This window comes from Desulfovibrio sp. (assembly GCF_014803725.1).
In the GTDB taxonomy this organism is placed as follows: domain Bacteria; phylum Desulfobacterota; class Desulfovibrionia; order Desulfovibrionales; family Desulfovibrionaceae; genus Desulfovibrio.
The window spans coordinates 146,149-162,573 of sequence record NZ_JAAVBE010000019.1 but is presented as its reverse complement, the minus strand read 5'-3'; the positions used below and the strand labels follow the sequence as shown (position 1 = coordinate 162,573).

At 62.2% G+C, this 16,425-nt stretch carries 17 protein-coding genes; 11 read left to right on the top strand and 6 right to left on the bottom strand.

Features of this window, described 5'->3' with window-relative positions; all coding sequences use genetic code 11:
• Positions 1–15 precede the first annotated feature (15 nt).
• The gene (locus HDR50_RS06260; RefSeq protein WP_291356956.1) at positions 16–804 is read left to right on the top strand and encodes a tRNA 2-thiocytidine biosynthesis TtcA family protein; all 789 of its coding nucleotides are present in this window, start codon (positions 16–18) and stop codon (positions 802–804) included.
• On the opposite strand, the gene HDR50_RS06255 is transcribed toward HDR50_RS06260, so the two are convergent.
• The gene (locus HDR50_RS06255) at positions 770–1,219 is read right to left on the bottom strand and encodes an SMI1/KNR4 family protein (RefSeq protein ID WP_291356955.1); all 450 of its coding nucleotides are present in this window, start codon (positions 1,217–1,219) and stop codon (positions 770–772) included. The genes HDR50_RS06260 and HDR50_RS06255 overlap by 35 nt on opposite strands.
• Positions 1,220–1,345: 126 nt before the next feature.
• Between HDR50_RS06255 and HDR50_RS06250 the strand changes: the two genes are divergently transcribed.
• The 3 genes from HDR50_RS06250 to HDR50_RS06240 all read left to right on the top strand — a co-directional run bounded on the left by HDR50_RS06250 (position 1,346) and on the right by HDR50_RS06240 (position 4,848).
• Complete coding sequence (locus tag HDR50_RS06250; RefSeq protein WP_291356953.1) at positions 1,346–2,236, top strand: M23 family metallopeptidase; 891 nt, start codon at positions 1,346–1,348, stop codon at positions 2,234–2,236.
• A 129-nt stretch (positions 2,237–2,365) separates the two neighbouring features.
• On the top strand, positions 2,366–3,568 hold the full coding sequence (locus tag HDR50_RS06245) for a dicarboxylate/amino acid:cation symporter (RefSeq protein WP_291356952.1): 1,203 nt from the start codon (positions 2,366–2,368) through the stop codon (positions 3,566–3,568).
• Positions 3,565–4,848 (top strand): L-serine ammonia-lyase, iron-sulfur-dependent, subunit alpha, encoded by a 1,284-nt coding sequence (locus HDR50_RS06240; protein WP_291356950.1) that lies wholly within the window; start codon positions 3,565–3,567, stop codon positions 4,846–4,848. The genes HDR50_RS06245 and HDR50_RS06240 overlap by 4 nt, the downstream gene beginning before the upstream one ends.
• A 107-nt stretch (positions 4,849–4,955) precedes the next feature.
• Here HDR50_RS06240 and gatA read toward each other — a convergent pair whose 3' ends face one another.
• Genes gatA through HDR50_RS06225 form a run of 3 tightly spaced genes read right to left on the bottom strand, consistent with a single transcriptional unit; the run spans position 4,956 to position 8,243 of the window.
• Positions 4,956–6,437 (bottom strand): Asp-tRNA(Asn)/Glu-tRNA(Gln) amidotransferase subunit GatA, encoded by a 1,482-nt coding sequence (gene gatA, locus HDR50_RS06235; RefSeq protein ID WP_291356948.1) that lies wholly within the window; start codon positions 6,435–6,437, stop codon positions 4,956–4,958.
• 42 nt (positions 6,438–6,479) lie between these two features.
• Positions 6,480–6,782: an Asp-tRNA(Asn)/Glu-tRNA(Gln) amidotransferase subunit GatC gene (gene gatC / locus HDR50_RS06230; protein ID WP_291356946.1), complete on the bottom strand. Its 303-nt coding sequence runs from the start codon at positions 6,780–6,782 to the stop codon at positions 6,480–6,482.
• A gap of 15 nt (positions 6,783–6,797) precedes the next feature.
• The gene (locus tag HDR50_RS06225; protein ID WP_291356944.1) at positions 6,798–8,243 is read right to left on the bottom strand and encodes a hypothetical protein; all 1,446 of its coding nucleotides are present in this window, start codon (positions 8,241–8,243) and stop codon (positions 6,798–6,800) included.
• 333 nt (positions 8,244–8,576) lie between these two features.
• Between HDR50_RS06225 and HDR50_RS06220 the strand changes: the two genes are divergently transcribed.
• Positions 8,577–9,125 carry a hypothetical protein gene (locus HDR50_RS06220; RefSeq protein WP_291356943.1) on the top strand — a complete coding sequence of 183 codons (549 nt, stop codon included), beginning with the start codon at positions 8,577–8,579 and terminating at the stop codon, positions 9,123–9,125.
• A gap of 321 nt (positions 9,126–9,446) precedes the next feature.
• Here HDR50_RS06220 and HDR50_RS06215 read toward each other — a convergent pair whose 3' ends face one another.
• Together HDR50_RS06215 and HDR50_RS06210 are read right to left on the bottom strand one after the other, a co-directional pair.
• Positions 9,447–10,355, bottom strand: coding sequence for a carbohydrate kinase (locus HDR50_RS06215; RefSeq protein ID WP_291356941.1), 909 nt, complete (start codon positions 10,353–10,355; stop codon positions 9,447–9,449).
• Positions 10,356–10,371: 16 nt separating this feature from the next.
• On the bottom strand, positions 10,372–11,556 hold the full coding sequence (locus tag HDR50_RS06210; protein ID WP_365817004.1) for an MFS transporter: 1,185 nt from the start codon (positions 11,554–11,556) through the stop codon (positions 10,372–10,374).
• Positions 11,557–12,173: 617 nt separating this feature from the next.
• Here HDR50_RS06210 and HDR50_RS06205 point away from each other — a divergent pair.
• From HDR50_RS06205 to HDR50_RS06180, 6 genes are all read left to right on the top strand, one after another.
• Complete coding sequence (locus HDR50_RS06205; protein WP_291356939.1) at positions 12,174–12,647, top strand: hypothetical protein; 474 nt, start codon at positions 12,174–12,176, stop codon at positions 12,645–12,647.
• Positions 12,648–12,760: 113 nt separating this feature from the next.
• Positions 12,761–13,036 (top strand): hypothetical protein, encoded by a 276-nt coding sequence (locus HDR50_RS06200; RefSeq protein WP_291356937.1) that lies wholly within the window; start codon positions 12,761–12,763, stop codon positions 13,034–13,036.
• A gap of 54 nt (positions 13,037–13,090) precedes the next feature.
• A complete protein-coding gene (locus tag HDR50_RS06195; protein ID WP_291356935.1) occupies positions 13,091–13,588 on the top strand; it encodes a hypothetical protein in 498 nt (165 codons plus the stop codon).
• On the top strand, positions 13,558–15,003 hold the full coding sequence (locus HDR50_RS06190) for a hypothetical protein (protein WP_291356934.1): 1,446 nt from the start codon (positions 13,558–13,560) through the stop codon (positions 15,001–15,003). Before HDR50_RS06195 ends, HDR50_RS06190 begins: the two co-directional genes overlap by 31 nt.
• A 285-nt stretch (positions 15,004–15,288) precedes the next feature.
• Positions 15,289–16,020 (top strand): hypothetical protein, encoded by a 732-nt coding sequence (locus tag HDR50_RS06185; RefSeq protein ID WP_291356932.1) that lies wholly within the window; start codon positions 15,289–15,291, stop codon positions 16,018–16,020.
• Between the two features lie 181 nt (positions 16,021–16,201).
• Positions 16,202–16,417, top strand: coding sequence for a hypothetical protein (locus tag HDR50_RS06180; RefSeq protein WP_291356930.1), 216 nt, complete (start codon positions 16,202–16,204; stop codon positions 16,415–16,417).
• The last annotated feature ends 8 nt before the right edge of the window (positions 16,418–16,425 follow it).

Genomic DNA, 16,425 nt, shown 5'->3' with positions numbered 1-16,425 from the left:
CCCCACAGGAGCCCCATGGCACGCGAAAAACGAACTTATGCCCAGGAGGTCTGCGTCAAGGCGGCCGGCCTCGCCATGCAGAAGACGGGCATGCTGCGCCCGGGCTGCCGCATCGGCGTGGCCGTCTCCGGCGGGGTGGACAGCTTCGTGCTCTTGAAGACCCTGAAGATCCGGCAGGGCATCGTGCCCTTCCGCTTCGAGATCATGGCGCTCCACTGCAACCCGGGCTTCGAGCCAGATGCCCATGCGGCGCTTTTGCCGTGGCTCGCCGCCGAGGGCATCCCCGGGCACCTGGAACTGACCGACCACGGCCCTGAGGCCCATTCCGAGCGTAACCGCAAGCGCTCGGCCTGCTTCCGCTGCGCGTGGCTCCGGCGCAAGCGGCTCTTTGACCTCTGCCGCGACTACCGCCTGACCCACCTCGCCCTCGGCCACACGGCCGACGACCTCGTGACCACCTTCTTTCTCAACCTCTGCCGCAACGGCCGCGTGGACGGCCTCGCCATGCGCGAGAGCTTTTTCCGCGGCGGCCTCACGCTGGTACGGCCGCTCCTGCTCGTGGAAAAGAAATATGTCAGCGCCGCGGCCCGGCAATGGGGGCTGCCCGTGTGGCGCAACGCCTGCCCGTCGGCCGGGCATACGGCGCGAAGCGAAATGGAGGCCACCCTGCGGCAGCTCGCCGCCGGCATCCCGGACGCGCGCCGCTCCATCCTGCGCGGGCTCACCCGCTGGCAGCTCACGCGGGATACGGCGGGGGAGGCGGCGGAAACTAGCCGTACAGATGGCGCGGCAGCGTCTGATTGAAAAAGTTCTCCAGAGAATCCGCGAGTTTGGTGATGGCGCCGTTGCGCTGCTCGAGGTAGTAGACGGTCTCGTCGTTGGGGAGCATGAGCAGCCGGTCGCCGTCATTGTGCAGATAGAGCTCGCCGATGATCAGCGCCTCGGAGCTGGGCATGACGATGGGCCCGAAGTGCGCCGCGCGCACCGAGAGGCCATTCATGGAGATGGCCGCGCACTGCCGGACGAGCCGCTTGAGTCCTTCGGACAGGCGGAAGTCCAGCCTTTGCTCCAGGGCGGCGATGTCTTCGTCCGAAAGGCCCGGCTCGGCCTTGAGGTCGGGAAATTCGCCGACAGCGGCGAAAAATTCCGGCAGGTAAGCGGCGAGCGCCGTCTTGCCGGCCTCTTCCGCGCTGCCCGGTTTCGGGTCCTGCTGCGTCATGGTGTCCCTCCTGTGGGGAGTGAAAATGCCCCGCAAGCATACACGCGGGCGCCCCGCCTGTCAGCTGCCGCCGGCCCGCCGGGGCGTGATTGACAGGGCGCCGGGCGCCCTCTAGACTGGCGCCCCATGCTCTTCGGCAAGTACCATATCGTCATCTTCAAGGAAGGCCGCAGCGGCAGCCGCAATCTCTACCTGCGCGGCTGGCTCGGCATCGCCGCGTGCCTTTTGGTCGCTGCGGTGGCGGGTTGCAATATCTGGCTGTGGAAGGAATGGCTGGACGCACGCCATCTTGAGGAAGACCTGGCCCAGGCCCGGCGCGTTGCCGAGGAGCAGCGCCGACAGACCGTGAACCTCGCCGAGCGCATCACCGAGGTGAGCCGCGACCTTTTGCGCATCCAGCGCTTCGACTCCAAGCTCAGGCTCATGATGAACATGGAGAAGGAGCCCGCCGAAGTGGGCGACGGGCCCGGCGATTTTTCGCGCACCTATCTGCCCCTGCACCGGCAGGAGCTCGCCGCGCGCAAGATGCAGGACTTTCTGGGCCAGCTCTCCGAGGCCACGCGCCTCGAGGAGGTGCGCCAGCAGGATCTTTTGCGCGCGCTGCGCGAAAACCGCAACATCCTCGCCTCCATGCCCTCCATCTGGCCGGTGACGGGCTTCGTGTCCTCCAGTTTCGGGGGGCGCACCTCGCCCTTCGGCAGGGGCGGCCAGTTCCACAAGGGGCTCGACATCAGCAACCGCATGGGCACGCCCATCGTGGCCCCGGCCGAGGGCACGGTCATCATGGCCGGGCGCGACGGCGCCTACGGCAACAGCGTGGAGATCGACCACGGCGGCGGCATCGTCACCAAGTACGCCCACCTGCAAAGGGCCACGGTCAAGCCGGGCCAATGGGTGCGCCGCGGCGAGGTGCTCGGGCATATCGGCATGACCGGGCGCACCACCGGGCCCCACCTGCACTATGAGGTGCGGCTCAACGGCGTGCCCGTCAATCCCATGCGCTATATCCTCGAATAAGGCCCCCGGCGGAAAATCCCGGCCCCACCTCCTTGCGCGCAAGCCCGCTCGCGCCTATAGTGGCGGGGCGTCCCGGTGCGCCGCGGGGGCACAGGCGCCGGGCAAGACCGAGCCATGAGGAGGTTGACCATGGCAAAGATCGGAGACCTTTCGCTCATCATCAAGCTGATTGCGGGCCTTGTCATCGGCGCCCTGCTCGGCTTTGTGGTCAACGAGCCCATCATGGACGTGGTGGTCTCGGTGCGCCACATCCTCGGCCAGATCATCTTCTTCCTCGTGCCGCTCGTCATCGTGGGCTTCATCACCCCGGCCATCGTGCGCCTCGGCAGGAACGCGAGCAAGATCCTCGTGGCGGCCGTGGCGCTGGCCTACGCCTCCTCGGTATGCGCGGCGCTCTTCTCCATGGTTTCGGGCTATCTCGTCATCCCGCACCTCTCCATCGCCACCGAGGCGGAATCGCTGCGCAAGCTGCCGGAAATGGTCTTCCGGCTCGACATCCCGCCGCTCTTCAGCGTCATGAGCGCGCTCATCACCGCGCTCTTCCTCGGCCTCGGCATCGCCTGGACGCGCGCACAGACGCTGACCTCGCTTTTTGAAGAATTTGAAAAGGTCATCAGCTGGCTCGTGCTGCATGTGCTCATCCCCATCCTGCCCTTCTTCGTGGGCCTCTCCTTCATGGGGCTCGCCTACGAGGGCTCGCTCTCGCGGCATCTGCCCATCTTCGTGACCATGGTGGTGCTCGTCATCATCGGCCAGTTCATCTGGCTCGGCGTGCTCTACGGCATCGGCGGCATCGTCTCCGGGCGCAACCCGTCCCAGGTGTTCCGCTACTACGCGCCCGCCTACCTCACGGCCGTGGGCACCATGTCCAGCGCCGCCACCCTGCCCGTGGCGCTCGAATGCGCCCACCGCTCGCCAGTGCTGAGCCGCACCATGGTGGAATTCATGGTGCCCTTGGGCGCCACGGTGCACCTCTGCGGCTCGGTGCTCACCGAGACCTTCTTCGTGATGACCATCAGCCTTATCCTCTACGGCACCCTGCCGTCCCTGGGCACCATGGTGCTCTTCTGCATCCTGCTCGGCATCTTCGCCGTGGGCGCGCCCGGCGTGCCCGGCGGCACGGTGGTGGCCTCGCTCGGCATCGTCACCGGCATCCTCGGCTTCGACCAGACGGGCGTCGCGCTGCTCATCGCCATCTTCGCCCTGCAGGACAGCTTCGGCACGGCCTGCAACGTCACGGGCGACGGCGCGCTGACCCTTATCCTTGACGGCACCTTCAACCGCCACGGGCAGCTCGGGCCGCTGCAGCACAGCGGCGGGGCGGACGCATGAGCGATCACGCGGCCTTTCTCGACCTGCTCCACCGCGAGGTGGTGCCGGCGCTCGGCTGCACCGAGCCCATCGCCGTGGCCCTGACGGCGGCGCGCGCCGCCGAGGCTCTGGGCGCGCCGCCAGAGCGGCTCGACGTGGCCGTGAGCGCCAACCTGCTCAAGAACGGCATGGGCGTCATGGTGCCGGGCACCGGCGAAATGGGCCTCGGCATCGCGGCCGCGGCCGGCGCCTTGGGCGGCAAGAGCGAGCTCGGGCTGGAATGCCTGCGCGACCTCTCTCCGGAGCTGGCTAGGCAGGCCAAGGCCCTGTTGGCGGACGGCAAGGTGGAGCTCCACCTGCCGGCCGACAACGAGCTCTTGCTCTACTGCAAGGTGGTCGCCCACGGCGGCGGCCACACGGGCGCGGCGGAGCTGAGGGACTCGCACGCCAATATTACCAATGTCTGGCGCGACGACGAACTCGTCTTCTCGGCCGGCAGGGCCGAGCCGGCCGAAGGCGCGGCGGCCGAAGAAGAATGGCCGCTGAGCCTCGCGGCCATCCATGACTTCGCCACCACCACGCCGCTGGAAAACATCGCCTTCATTCTCGAGGCCGCGCACATGAACCGCACCGTGGCGGAGGAGGGGCTTTCGCGCCAGTACGGCCTCGCCGTGGGCAAGAACATGGACGCGCAGGTGCGCCGCCACATCCTCGCCGACGACATGCCCACCTTCGCCGTGAAGCTCACTGCGGCCGCGGCGGACGCGCGCATGGCCGGCGTCATGATGCCGGTCATGAGCAATTCCGGCAGCGGCAACCAGGGCATCACCTGCACCATGCCGGTGGTGGCCTGCGCCATCAGGCTGGAAAAGAGCGACGAGGAACTGGCGCGCGCCCTCATCATGAGCCATTTGACGGCCATCCACATCAAGCACCACCTGGGGCGCCTCTCCGCCCATTGCGGCGCCATGGTGGCCGGCACGGCGGCCGCCTGCGGCATCACCCTTTTGCTCGGGGGCGGCCTGCGCGAAATGGAAATGACCGTCCGCAACATGGTGGGCAATGTGGCGGGCATGATCTGCGACGGCGCCAAGAGCTCCTGCGCGCTCAAGGTGGCCTCGGCCGTGGGCGCGGGCATCCAGGCGGCCATGCTGGCGTTGGAAGGCTCGGCCGTGCCGGGCAACGAGGGCATCGTCTCGGAAGACATCGAGGCCTGCATCGCCAACCTCGGGCGCCTCGGTTCCACGGGCATGCGCGAGACGGACAAGGTCATCCTCGACATCATGCTGCACAAGCAGTGAGGCGGCAGCCCTATTGCCGATGGTTACAGCTTCCCGTGCAAAAAGGCCCCCGCGAGGGGCCTTTTTGCTGACCGGGCTGTGCGCGACCGTACCGGGGCCGGTCGCCCTTAGTGACTGGCGGGGATGCCGGGCGAGCCGATACGCGGCAGCGCCTGCTCCACCACATGCCCCACGCGCAACAAGGTGCTCTCGTCAAAGGCCTTGCCGATGAGCTGGAGGCCCACGGGCATCCCGCTTTCACTGCCAAGGCCCACGGGCAGCGACAGGCCGGGCAGCCCGGCAAGGTTGACCGGGATGGTGTAGGCGTCCATGAGGTAGGCCTGGAGCGGGTTGGTGGCGTGGCTCCCCAGCGGCCAGGCCGTCACCGGGGCCACGGGCGTGGCGATGGCGTCGCAGCCCTCGAGCACGGCGCACCATGCGTCGCGGATGAGGCGGCGCGTTTGCGCGGCCTTGCGGAAATAGGCGTCATAATAGCCCGAGGAGAGTACATAGGAGCCGAGCATGATGCGCCGCTTGACCTCCTCGCCGAAGCCCTGGCTGCGCGATTCCACATAGAGCTCGTCCAGCGTATGCACATCGGGCGCGCGCCGCCCGTAGCGCACGCCGTCATAGCGCGCGAGGTTGGAGCTCGCCTCGGCCATGGCGATGATGTAGTAGGTGGCGCTGGCGATGTCCGTAGGGGGCAGCTCCACGTCCACGAGCTCGGCCCCGAGCTCGCGCGCGCGTTCAAGGGCGGCCTCGCAGGCCTCGCGCACCTCGTCTGCCAGTCCCTCGCCGAAAAAGTCCCGCGGGACGCCGAGACGCACGCCGGCGAGGCTCTTGCCCGCATGGCGTATGGCCAGGGTGAAGTCCTCGTCCGGCTTGGGCTCGGAAGTCGTGTCGCGCGGGTCATGGCCGGCGATGACCGTGAGCACGCGGCCGCAGTCTTCCACCGTGCGCGTGAGCGGGCCCACCTGGTCCAGCGAGGAGGCGAAGGCGAAGAGGCCGTAGCGCGACACGCGCCCGTAGGTGGGCTTGAGGCCCACGCAGCCGCAAAAGGCGGCGGGCTGGCGGATGGAGCCGCCCGTATCGGAGCCCAGGGAGGCGAAGCACTGGCGCGCGGCCACGGAGGCGGCCGAGCCGCCGGACGAGCCCCCGGGCACGCGGCCCGTGTTCCACGGGTTGCGGGTGGGCTTGAAGGCGGAATTTTCCGTGGAGGAGCCCATGGCGAACTCGTCCATGTTGGCCTTGCCGAGCAGGATGGCGCCCGCCTTGCGCAGGCGCTCCACCACGAAGGCGTCATAAAAAGGCACGAAGTTTTCGAGGATGCGCGAGGCCGCCGTGGTGGGGATGCCCTTCGTCGAGAGGGCGTCCTTGACGGTCACGGGCACGCCCCACAGGGGCTGGTCGGCACGGGGGCCCTGCGCGTCCAGCTCCTCGGCGCGGGCGAGGGCGCCGTCCGCATCCACGTGGAGCAGGGCGCCGATAGCGGGTTCCGTGGCCGCGATGCGGTCAAGGCAGGCGCGCACCGCCGCTCGGGCCGTGAGTTCCTTCTTTTGCAGCGCGGCGGCCGCCTCGGTGAGCGTCATTGAGCAGATGTCAGTCGTCATGGAAATGTCCTGCGGGAGATGGCGCGATACTTCAGGGGGAGACTACACGATGCGGGGCACCACGAAATATTCGGTATTGGGCTTAGGCGAATTAGCAAGCACTTCCGCGCGCGTGCGCACGCGCAGGGCTTGGTCGGGCCGCGTGGCGGCCGCATGGGCGAGCGGGCTGTACAGCGGCTCCACGCCTTGCGTATTTACCTTTGAGAGCAGGTCCATGTGGGCGAGAATGCCGCTGAACTGGCGCGCGAACAGGCGTTCTTCCTCTTCGGTCACGGCCAGGCGGGAAAGCTCGGCCATGTGGCGCACTTCTTCGCGGCTCACCTGCCGCGGCTGTTCCTGTGTCATGCTATCCTCTCTGGATCAGCGGCTGCCGGGCAGACGCAGCTTGTAGGAGGGGCGGGGGGTGGTATCGAGCACCGGCGCCCCGGGCGTTGCCGCGGGCGCGGCGACGGGTGTGGCGGCGGGCAGCGCGCCCGGCTCGCCGGTGGTAAGCGCGGGCGTTGCCGGCGCGCCCGGAGCGCCCGGCACCAGCGGATTGCCCTGGGCGTCCACGCTGGGGAGGCCCTGCATGCGCAGGGCGGCGCGCTCGAGCACGGCCGCGCGCGTATCGCGGAACTGCGCCGCATCGAGGGGCTTCATGCCCGAGGGCGAGACCTGGAAGAGATAGAGCTTCTGGTGGGCCACGCCCGCGTCATCATAGGTGAGGGGCGCCATGCCGCGCACCGCGGTGGCCGCACGCTGCGCCATGGCCGTGATCTGCGGCGTGGAGAGGCGCGATTCCAGGGCGAGCGCCGTGGCGAAATTGACGAAATCATAGCCAAGCGCGGTCCAGAAATCATGGCCCTGGCCCTTGAGGGCGCCGGGCGCGTGCTGCGCGTTCCATGCGCCGGGAAAGACCGCCAGGGCGAAATTTTCCGCGCGCGGCACCTGCCTGCCCGAAAGGCCCTGCTCCCAGAGGGTGGTGCCGAGGAGCACCAGGCGGTCCTCGCCGTTGTAGAGCAGGCTCTGGGTGATCATGTCGACGTTTTTCCAGGAGTCGGGCAGGAAGAGCGCTTCAAATTCCGTCTGCGGCACCGGGGTCGAGCTGCCCTCGGCCACCACAGGATTGATGAGCGGCTGCGCCGCGTCGCTCCACGAGGTCGGGTCGGCCGCGTTGTAGGAGGCCTGGCGCAGCGGGATATGCCGTTTTGCGAGGTTTTGCGCGAGGATGCCGGTCATGCGCGTGGCATAGGCGTCGCCCGGGTGGAAGGTGCCGTAGGAGCGGATGCCAAGGTCATCCGTGGCAAAGGCCACGAGGGCGTCGACCTGGTCCTGCGGGCTCGGGAAAAAGCGCCAGGCCCGGGCGCCTTCCTCGCCGGACTTGAGGTTCGGCACGAAGGCGAAAAAGGCGCGCTGCTCAAGGGCGCCGGCTTTCTGCGCCTGTACGTAGGCCGCGTCGCGCAAAGGCCCGCCCACAACCGCGCAGGAGGGGGGGAGCGCGGCCAGCGTGGTCAGCCAGTCCGGGGCCTCGGTATTGACGGTCTCGAGCCGCAAGGCCGCGCCGGCGCCCGTGAGTTCCTGCCGGGCGGCCTCGGCGCCGCGCTTGATTTTGGTGGCGATGGCCGCATAAGGGCCCGAGGCCGGCAGCGCCAGCACCACGCAGGCAGGCTGCGGCGGGGCTACGGGCTCGGGCGCGACAGCGCGCTTGGCGCCGAACGGGAACTGGCAGCCGCAGAGGGCCAGCGCCAGCATGCAGAGCAGCGCGCGGACGGCCGTGGGCTTGCGCACAGGAGCAGAAAACAGGGAAGTCATGGCGCGGGCGGGCATGGCGATTCCTTGTGGACGAAATGTCGAATGCGGACGGCGCACTTTAATACAGGCCGCGCGGCGTGGCAAGCTGCCGGGACTGTTCCTGCCCCGGCATTCACCCCTTGAGAAACGGCCCGTTTACGAACCAAAAAACTCGCTATCAGCGCCTTATACCTCTTGCGGGCCAGCCGATGAATCTGGTGGCGCGACCGGGGCAGAGATGTATGTTCTATGGATTTGAACGGCACAGCCAGCCAGGCCAGTCACCCGTGCGTCGGCAAAACCGCTTGAAGTTGATTTTCTGGCACGATAGGCTGGGAATAGGGCAAACCCTGTAATCGGAGGACGGGCATGGCCAAGACACTCTGGATACGCGCATCGATCAAGGGGTATTCCGTCGCGGGCGAAAAGATCGTTCCTGAGCTGCGCTGTGGCAACTATCACACCGTTGGCGACGCCATCTCTGCCGAACCGCTGAAACTTCAGGATCTGGAGCAGGCAGTCTGCTTCGTCAAGGGCATAGTCAATTCCAGCCAGAATGCGCTAGCCAAGGTTGCCGATGGCTGGGGGCCGCTGGGGCGCGTTTCGACCCGTTTCACCTACAGATATGGCGTCGCCGTTCACAGCATCAGCAATGAGTTTTCCCGTGATGGGGACATTGAATGCGTGATGACCCGGGACGATGCGGAAAAACTGACCCTGCTCTCACAGGGATTTCCCTGCTGCCCCTTCACGCTGCTGCAAATTGCCGAGAAAAATGATTTTGATGTTGAACGCCTCACCGTTCGCGACTTGAAGACCCTGAAAACGGCTGTGGGCACGGTCATTGCCCGGCATGAAGTGGGGATGGAGGAGTTGCGTTTCGATGGCACGGTACGCAGCATGATCACTGGCAAATAAAAGTCAGGAAAGCCTGGTGCTCCGCAACCGGGCGCGGCGCGGAACGCGACATCACCCTCATCCCGACAAAAATGGCGGAATGGAGTTTCCCGTCTCCGTTATCTTGCGGCACATCGCGCTTCGGCTTCCCGCAGGGCGCCCCCAAAAAATTGTATGGAGACTCGCCTGTACCGGCGCCCTTGCACGCTCTGAAAGCTCGGGCTCCAAATGTCCCATACCGTGCCCTCTGCATAAAGAAAGCCTCCCGCTAGCGGGAGGCTTTCTTTATGCCTCGCAGAGGTCGGGCCGTTTTCCCCCCCTCCTCCAAAAATGCTCACCGCGTCAGGGCAGCACAGAGACCTGTTCCTTCAGGCTCTCGGGATATTCGGGCATGGCACCATGTTGGGTGCAGACAAAGGCGGAATAATACACCGCATTGTGATGCGCCCTGGGCACCGAACAGCCTTTGAGCAGGCTCGAAACAAAGACCGCAGAGAAGGAATCCCCGGCGCCGATGGTGTCCGCGACCTGCACGTTCGGCGTCGGGAGGAAGGAAACGTGCCCGGGCGTAAAGACATAACTCCCATTGACGCCGCAGGTGAGCACCAGCACCTTGAGATTATGGCGCCCAAGCAGGAGCCAGCATTTGTCTTTCAAATCAATGCCGGGATAGCCGAACATGCGGCTCACGGCGATGAGCTCCTCATCATTGATTTTCAGGATATTGCAGCGTTCCATGGAGCTTTCAAGGCATTCCGGCGTATAAAAATTCTGCCGCAGGTTCACGTCGAAGACGATGAAGCGGTCATTATCCTGCGGCATGGCGTCCAGAAAGGCGTCGATGGTGTTGCGCGTCACCACGCTGCGCTGCGCCAGCGAGCCAAAGCTGACGGCGCGGGTCTTGCGCGCGAGCTCCTCGATGCGCGGGGTAAAGGGCAGGTTGTCCCAGGCCACGCCTGACTTGATCTCATAGGTGGGCACACCCGTGGGCGACAGCTCGACCTGCACGGTACCGGTGGGGTAGGGGACCATCTCCATGATATAGTTGACTTTCTTTTCGCTCAACTGCTCCGCGATCTCCTCGCCGAGCTTGTCCTCCCCGATGGCGCTGACGGCCCAGGAATCGAGGCCGCAACGGGCGCAGTGATAAGCGAAATTGGCCGGCGCTCCGCCAAGTTTCTTGCCGTCAGGAAGGATGTCCCACAGGGCTTCGCCAATGCCCACAACGATGTCATCATTGGTCATCTGCATGACAGTCTCTCCCTTTTTATACGTTTTGTGAGCGGATCACCATCGTATAACACAGCAGATAGACGGCCCCCGCCGCCATGACGAGGATGGCGCCGGTCTGGCTGGCCAGCATGTCGCTGGCGAATCCCATGGCCAGCGGGAAAAGCGTGCCGCCAAAAAGGCCCATGATCATGAGGCCCGAGACTTCGTTGGCCTCATCAGGCAAACGCAAAAGCGTCTGGGCGAGGATGATGGAAAAGATGTTGCTGTTGCCAAAGCCAATCATGCCGATGCAGATGTAGATGGCGATGCGGCCATCCACAAAGAAAAGGCCGAGAAGCCCCAGTGCCAGCATGGACGCACTGATAAGGAAGAAGAGCCTGGCCGCCATCTTTTGCAGTGCGCCAGCGCCCACAAGGCAGCCCAGGGTCCTGAAGATAAAATAGACGCTCGTGGCGATGCCGGCATCCTCAAGGGCGAGGCCGCAGCGCTCCATCAGGATACGGGGCGCCGTGGTGTTGGTGCCCACGTCGATGCCCACATGGCACATGATGCCGATGAAAGAGAGAATGACGAGGCCCTTGCCGAGCAGCACAAGGCACTCACGAAAGCCGGAGACCTTGTCTGCCTTTTCCTCGGCAATGGGCGTTGCGCCGAGCCAGAGCATGGCGAGCAGCGAGACGCAGGCATAGATGAGGAACAGCGCGCGCCAGCCCAGGCCGAAAGAAGGAATGACGGCGGTGGCGCCCCACATGGCGAGGATGGGCGCCATGAAGGACGCAATGGCCTTGATGAACTGGCCGAAAGTGAGCGCGCTCGGCAGCTTTTTTGGGTTGACGATATTGCTTACCAGAGGATTGAGCGAGGTCTGCATGAAGGCATTGCCGATGCCCAGCAGGGAAAATGCCGCCAGCATGACCCCGAAGGAGCTGCCAAACAGCGGGATGAGCAGGGAGACAAAGGTGATGATGAGGCTCACCAGCACCGTGCGCCGGCGCCCGATGCGGTTCATGAGCATGCTGACGGGAACGGAAAAAATGAGAAACCAGAAAAACACCAGAGAGGGAAACATATTTGCCTGTGAATCAGGCAGGGCCAGATCTTTTTGCACATAATTTGATGCAATGCCCACCAGATCCACAAAGCCCATGGCGAAAAAACAGAGCAGAACGGGAAGAAACTGCTTTATCGGAGTCGTGCGCACGGGTTCAGCCTGTCCCATAGTATCCTCCACTTTTTCCTGCCAGTTGTTCAGACCAGTTATACCTGCATGCCCCTTCCATCCTGAAGTGAAGTGCTGCCCCGCTCCAGCCGCGGAACATGTGCTTACGGAGATTTCGCTCGTTGCCGGGAAAAACGCAGTAGAGAGACACGCTGCGGGCTGGCGCCCACCTGTGCCACATCCAGCGTCCCAGATTAAAAAAAGGCTGTCAAATGTTTTCGGGGCAACGATGTTTGCGGATGTGTCTCTGTTTTGGTGCGGGCAGCGGACTTCGCTGGCGGCGGACCAGAGTGCCTTCACGTGATGGGGAGTGGGGGCGGAGGCGTGGAGAGATTTTGAGCACGCACTGCATACGGCGAAAGCAGAGGGCGGAAAATGTTTGCCGCCGGCTGAAGGAAAGTGATTAACTTTTGGATCCAATAGGTTAGCAACAAAAAGATTATAGGAAAATATTTACAGTGAAAATAGGAAATGCAATAATTCGCAAAAATCTTGTTACCCTCCAAGAAGTTCCGCCCTGCCGCCGGAAAGAAATCTGGGGAAATTGGATCCGACTTCATTGAGCTGAACCGCGAATACCGCGCGAGGATGCCAGGTCTGACCTGACGCCTGATCTCATGGAAGCGGACGCCGCCAGCGACCCTGTTGCTGCACGTTCAGAAACGCCCGCGCAAGACACTGCCGCCGGCGCAAGCACCGGGGGCCATGTCTGCACAGATCCCTCGCACGGGCAGCATGGCAATGGCAACGGCTATGGCCACAACCATGGCGGCGACGCCACTTCCCCCGAGGGGTCGGTCGATTACGGCGGCAAGGTCAACAAGCAGGAGATTTCCTCCAGCGTACATTTCAATTATGGCTGGCTTCCCGAGGGCAATGACAATGCCAAGCATGTGAAAGGCGGCTATGGCGGTGAGGCGTCAGCCTCTCCTTTGGGTGCGGCCAGCTTTGTCTGGCTCGAGCCCGGGCTGGACAAGAAGGGCGAGGAAATGGCCTATAATGACGGCTATTTTGCCTCCTTTTCCTTTGCCCCAGCCTCGGAGCCAACGGGAAGCACCGGCACATTTTACACGGGCAATGGCCAGCGCTGACCGACGGCACTGTTATTGAAGACACTTTCGGCAATACATACAGCATTACTGTCGCGCCTGATGGCAAACTTACCATCAACATAGATCCCGCGGCCCATTCCCAATGGCTGCCTGTGGACCTTTCCGGCCCGGGCGGCTTCACCGTTGATCACAACAGCGATGATCCCGTCCTCGCGGGCGGCGTCCTGCATATCTCGGGCGAAGGTTCTTTTGAAGACACTGCCGACGGCGCCGAAGCCCACTTCCTCCTGCTGGAGATCCAGGACGGCTATTACCCCGACGCCGTTACGCTGATGTTCGAAGGGCGCAGCGTCACCCTCCCGGTCACGCATTACAGCAGCGACGGCCCCGCCAACTACAAGCCTGTAACAGCTCGTCACGGCGGATGACGGGCGCCCGCACATGTTCATGAAGCTCCCGGTGGACGGCTCCTTGCCGAACTCATGGGCGGCGCCACGCTCGAGCGGATGGACGGCATTCAGCTGGATGTGGCCTACCAGACGCGCGAATGTGCCGCCGAAGGTACGGCCCTGCACTTTGCTGCCATTTCCACGGAAGATGTGGAAGCCGTGCGCCAGTATGATGCGGACTGGAACATCGTCAACGATGAACTGCCCTTTGACCGACAGCTCGAAAAGCATGTCCCGGGCCTTGTGGTCATGGAAAACAACATCGCCATCGCCGTTGCCGCCCAGGGCGCCTATGTGTACTGGGACGCGCTGGATTTCGGCGAGGTGAACTTCCGGGGCTTTGTGTTTGAAAATGACCGCCCGGCGGACCATCAGCGCGTGCCCGCCTATGTCATGCACAGGCCGCCCGCAGACAAGGTGCAGCCCTCCCCGGTGCACCCGGCGCTTCTGCTGAGGATGCGGAGAGTGGGCGCGATTTCGGCACGGGCTGGCAGCTCACCGTGCCGGAGCATGTGTATTCCTTCACACTGACGGAAAGCGCGCCCACTCAGGGCCGGGGCGATTTTTACTATCTCCCGGTCACCGTGTGGGCCGGCCGCATGGCTTCCGGCGCCGACGAGGCCCTTTCCGCCTATCGCGTCGTGATGGGCGAGACCACGGAAGGCCGGAAGGGTTTCGTGCTCGTCTTCATCCCGTCCAATGAGGCCTATACCGAGGCGCATCAGGAAAATGCCCCCGAGGGCATCGCCGCCCACACCGACGCGGACTACCGCTTCAGCTACGAGATCGTGGCCTCCCAGTACAGCCCCGGGCGCACGCTCGGGGGCTACAAGCGCTATCTCGGCGAGGACAAGGTCATCCGCATCGACGCCGTGGCCAACCGGGCCGCCTTCCTCAGCGCGGAAACCAATGTACCGGCCAAGCACTTCTCGCTCAGGAACGTGAAGGACAGCGTCAGTTCCTTTGAGCTCGCCGTGGATTTTCATGACATGGATGCCACGGAAGACCATTATGTGCTCGTGGAGATGGTGCCCAACTTCGCCTTCCATTGCGGCAGCGACTATTATCGCCCGCATGGCGGGGGCAATGTGACCGAAACGGACAGCAATGCCATCTACACCCACATTTTTACGGATGCGGGCGGCAACCAGCAGTTCATCCGTTACTGCAAGATCCCGGTGAGCAACGCGGCCATCGACCCGGCCACGGGCGAGGTCACGGTGCACGTGGAGTTCCAGCGCCTGCCCGGCATGCCCCAAACGGCGGACTATCCCAGTTCCGGCATGCTCACCTATGGCGCCATGACCGTGGACAAGACGGCGAGCCGCTGGGATTCCACGGACCCGACCTCGCCCAGCTTCGTCAACCGCAAGGGCGCGGATGGCGAATACAGCTACGACAACAACACTTCGGTCATCATCCGCAACGGCATCGGCGACGGGCGGAAGATACCGGCTTCAATCCGGGCTGGACGCCCCCGGGAACGGGCGGCCGCCTGCCCAACATCGTCATCGGGAATCCGCACGGCACGGGCGAGCCTATCATCAGCACGCCGGACGACCCGCGCTATAATCCCAACGTCGTCCTCCCGGGCCCCAACCATGCCGCGGCCGAAATCATCAAGCCCTGGCTCGTGGTACCGGGCTGGGCGCCGACGCATGACCCGGGTTCGCCCGCTGACCCCTGGGGCATCCCTGCTCCCGACAATCCCTCTACCCCCTGGACGCCGCCGCAGGGTGGCGGAACGCCGGGGCCATTGCCCGACCCGGACGACCCGGCCCAGCTCAATCCCTGGATCGCCAGCCGCGCCCAGGGCCTGGCCATGGAGTGGGTGTTTGAAAACTCCACGCCGTATGGGAATACCGAGGCCGGGCAATATCGCGCCGGGTACTGGCGCGCGGCCATCTATTTTACCAATAACAGGCCCCACGATGCAGCCTGTGTGAAGATCACGGTGCGGGGATCGAGAGTCAGCGGTGTGGGTTCCATCGCCGAGCCAACCCAGTTATTTATACGCATTGACAAATAAATCATAATGAGTGAAAAAAGTGTGTGGGCTTCAGCGCTAACACTATTCGGACTGAAGTTTTCGGCCCGTCCGCATGAGGGAATCTTCCATACTAAGCCACACTCTGCAGCATGATTTTTGAAGCAAGTCAAACTCGTGGTAGATATAATTTATATCAATGCACAGGTAGTTATTCTCATTAAGCAATAGAAGGAGTTTTTTTATGGATAAAAATTTTGATAGAAAGATTTTTGAAGCAGAAGTAGATTTTGATTCGTGGGGATGTATTCCATTTATGGTTCTCAGTAGCCTTATTTTTGCTATAGGCTATCCTATATTGTATTATGCCGCTATAAATTTTGATATTTCACGCTTAGAAGGAATCATATATACTGCACTTGTTGTTGCCATACTCGAGTATTTTGTACTTAAGTATAAGAAAATTGCAAAAGACAACTATTTCGATATTAAAGAGTCTACTACCCCTACAACTTCTTGCCTATGGGGCTACAGGGAAAAAAGACGGATATATTTGAAAGCCAAGCGTCAATTATTGATTGCTGAAACAGCACCCTTTAGTATACTATTTTCTGGATTACTAGCAATATTATCACTTATTACATGCATCCCAACCAATAGGGAACATTTAGTGCTATTAAGAGATATAACACCCTTGGACTATACATTATACTATATTTTTATTGGATTGGTAACTATATTTATTGTTGTACCTGCCATGTGGTATTATATATATCATCTCGGAGCGGATCTCCTTGATTTATATTTATGTAAATACGAGTATAATATTTATGAAAAAGAGAATAATGTATGTAGTACATCATCTACGTGTCCCGTTCAGCCTTTACCAACTATCCGTCAATACAAAAGACATGGATATCCATTTAAAAAAAGATATATAAGAAACATATATAAATTTCGTAAAAAGATATTATAGGGTATTCTTATAAAACTATTACGAAAAATCCAATTTTATATACTTTATTATTCATGAGATTTTAAAATCAAGAGAAATATTTTATGCAGATAATTATATAGCGTGAATATATAAGAACACACCAATGCACGAATTCCTCGCCCTTTGCCGTCGCTACTTTGTATATGCTCTTGTTTTCAGTATGTTCATCCATATCTTGCAGCTCACGTTTTCCATCTACATGTTGCAGGCCTATGACCGGGTTCTCACCAGCTACAACGCCTCCACGCTGTATGTCATCACCTTTGCGGCCGTCATTGCGCTCATGGCGCTGGCCGTGCTCGAATGGATACGCTCGCGGCTGCTCAGCAGGGCAGGCGTGGAATTTGAGCAGCGCCTGAGCTCGTCCATCCTCTAACTTGAGCT

Coding starts and splice junctions, on each gene's coding strand:
- HDR50_RS06260 (WP_291356956.1), top strand. CDS start 16: ATGGCACGCGAAAAACGAACTTATGCCCAGGAGGTCTGCGTCAAGGCG.
- HDR50_RS06255 (WP_291356955.1), bottom strand. CDS start 1,219: ATGACGCAGCAGGACCCGAAACCGGGCAGCGCGGAAGAGGCCGGCAAG.
- HDR50_RS06250 (WP_291356953.1), top strand. CDS start 1,346: ATGCTCTTCGGCAAGTACCATATCGTCATCTTCAAGGAAGGCCGCAGC.
- HDR50_RS06245 (WP_291356952.1), top strand. CDS start 2,366: ATGGCAAAGATCGGAGACCTTTCGCTCATCATCAAGCTGATTGCGGGC.
- HDR50_RS06240 (WP_291356950.1), top strand. CDS start 3,565: ATGAGCGATCACGCGGCCTTTCTCGACCTGCTCCACCGCGAGGTGGTG.
- gatA (WP_291356948.1), bottom strand. CDS start 6,437: ATGACGACTGACATCTGCTCAATGACGCTCACCGAGGCGGCCGCCGCG.
- gatC (WP_291356946.1), bottom strand. CDS start 6,782: ATGACACAGGAACAGCCGCGGCAGGTGAGCCGCGAAGAAGTGCGCCAC.
- HDR50_RS06225 (WP_291356944.1), bottom strand. CDS start 8,243: ATGCCCGCCCGCGCCATGACTTCCCTGTTTTCTGCTCCTGTGCGCAAG.
- HDR50_RS06220 (WP_291356943.1), top strand. CDS start 8,577: ATGGCCAAGACACTCTGGATACGCGCATCGATCAAGGGGTATTCCGTC.
- HDR50_RS06215 (WP_291356941.1), bottom strand. CDS start 10,355: ATGCAGATGACCAATGATGACATCGTTGTGGGCATTGGCGAAGCCCTG.
- HDR50_RS06210 (WP_365817004.1), bottom strand. CDS start 11,556: ATGGGACAGGCTGAACCCGTGCGCACGACTCCGATAAAGCAGTTTCTT.
- HDR50_RS06205 (WP_291356939.1), top strand. CDS start 12,174: ATGGAAGCGGACGCCGCCAGCGACCCTGTTGCTGCACGTTCAGAAACG.
- HDR50_RS06195 (WP_291356935.1), top strand. CDS start 13,091: ATGGGCGGCGCCACGCTCGAGCGGATGGACGGCATTCAGCTGGATGTG.
- HDR50_RS06185 (WP_291356932.1), top strand. CDS start 15,289: ATGGATAAAAATTTTGATAGAAAGATTTTTGAAGCAGAAGTAGATTTT.
- HDR50_RS06180 (WP_291356930.1), top strand. CDS start 16,202: ATGTTCATCCATATCTTGCAGCTCACGTTTTCCATCTACATGTTGCAG.